Raw genomic sequence first — 1,549 nt, forward strand, 5'->3', positions numbered from 1 at the left:
GTCGCCCGTGAACTATCCGCACGTCTTTGATAGTGCGATATAATTTCGGTTTTCTGCGGCACGGTGTTGCAAGAAAAGCGCTCATTGATGGCGCTTTTCTTGCAACTTGATTTTGCGGTTTGCTGCCTCGGCAAGGCGTGATTCACTCGGTTTAGCGGCGGTGAATCGAGGAGCGGCGATGTCGAGACCACGCGAGCGGCGCGAGACGGGGGAGCAGGATCTGTTCCGTTCCCGGCTGGATCAGATCATCAACATGCGACACGAACTGGTGCGGCTGGCGCAGGCGATCGACTGGCCGTTTCTGGAGCACCGCTTCGGTGCGGTTTATTCCGACGGCCCCGGCATGCCTCCGCTGCCGACGCGGCTGATGGCGGGTCTTTCGATCCTCAAGCATACGTTCAACCTGTCGGACGAGGAGCTGTGCGCCCGCTGGGTGGAGAACCCCTATTTCCAATATCTGTGCGGCGAAGAATTCTTCCGCCACGACCTTCCCTTCGACCGCTCGTCGATGACACGCTGGCGGGGCCGCATGGGCGAGGAGCGGCTGACCGCGCTGTTGCAGGAAAGCCTGGCGGTGGCCGTCAAGACCGGGGCGATGCAGCCGCAGGATACGCGCCGGGTGATCGTCGACACCACCGTGCAGCCGAAGAACGTGATGTTCCCGACTGATGCGAAGCTCCTCCATCGGGCACGCGAGCGGCTCGTCCGTCTGGCGCAAAAGATGGGACTGAAATTGCGGCAATCCTATCTGCGGGTCGGCAAGCTGGCGCTGATCAAGCACCAGCGCTATGCCCACGCCAAGCAGTTCAAGCGGGCCAACAAGGCGCTGCGCAAGCTCAGGACCTATCTCGGCCGCACCGTTCGCGACATCACCCGGCAGATCGGCGATGACGAGACGCTGCGGAGCGTCTTTCTCTGGCCGCTGCACCAGGCCGCGACGGTTCTAGAGCAGCGGCAACGCCAGCGCGGCCGCAAGATCTACAGCCTGCATGCGCCGGAGGTCGAATGCATCGGCAAAGGCAAGGCGCACCGGCCCTACGAGTTCGGCGTCAAGGTCTCGGTCGCCACCACGCTGAAACGCTCGAGGGGCGGCCAGTTCGCCCTGCATGCGAAGGCGCTGCCCGGCAATCCCTATGACGGCCACACGCTGGCAACCGTCATTCCCGATATCGAGCAGACCGTCGGCAACGAGATCGAGCGCATGCTCGCCGACGCCGGCTACCGTGGCCACAATGCTCCCGCGAGCCATCGCTTCCGGGTCTTCACCAGCGGCCAAAAGCGGCGCGTCACGCCGACGATCAAGCGCGAGATGCGGCGGCGCTCGGCGATCGAGCCGGTCATCGGCCATCTCAAGGCGGAGCACCGCATGGGCCGCAACTATCTCGCCGGCGAACACGGCGACGCCATCAACGCCGTCCTGGCCGCCGCCGGCTACAACTTCTCGCTCCTCCTCAACTGGTTGAGGATGCTTTTGTGGCTGCTGCTGGCCTGGCTCAATAGCGGCGCAAAAGCCCGCGCCGTTTAAGTCCGCTTATTGTTCACGGCCGAC

1 protein-coding gene is annotated in these 1,549 nt (G+C 63.6%); it reads left to right on the top strand.

Annotation, left to right across the window (positions count from 1 at the left end):
• The first annotated feature begins 178 nt into the window (after positions 1-178).
• On the top strand, positions 179-1,525 hold the full coding sequence (locus ATB98_RS00060; protein WP_066867484.1) for an IS5 family transposase: 1,347 nt from the start codon (positions 179-181) through the stop codon (positions 1,523-1,525).
• The last annotated feature ends 24 nt before the right edge of the window (positions 1,526-1,549 follow it).

This window comes from Sinorhizobium saheli (assembly GCF_001651875.1).
Classification (GTDB): Bacteria; Pseudomonadota; Alphaproteobacteria; order Rhizobiales; family Rhizobiaceae; genus Sinorhizobium; species Sinorhizobium saheli.

Excerpts from the sequence above, each read along its gene's own strand:
- ATB98_RS00060 (WP_066867484.1), top strand. The coding sequence starts at position 179 with ATGTCGAGACCACGCGAGCGGCGCGAGACGGGGGAGCAGGATCTGTTC.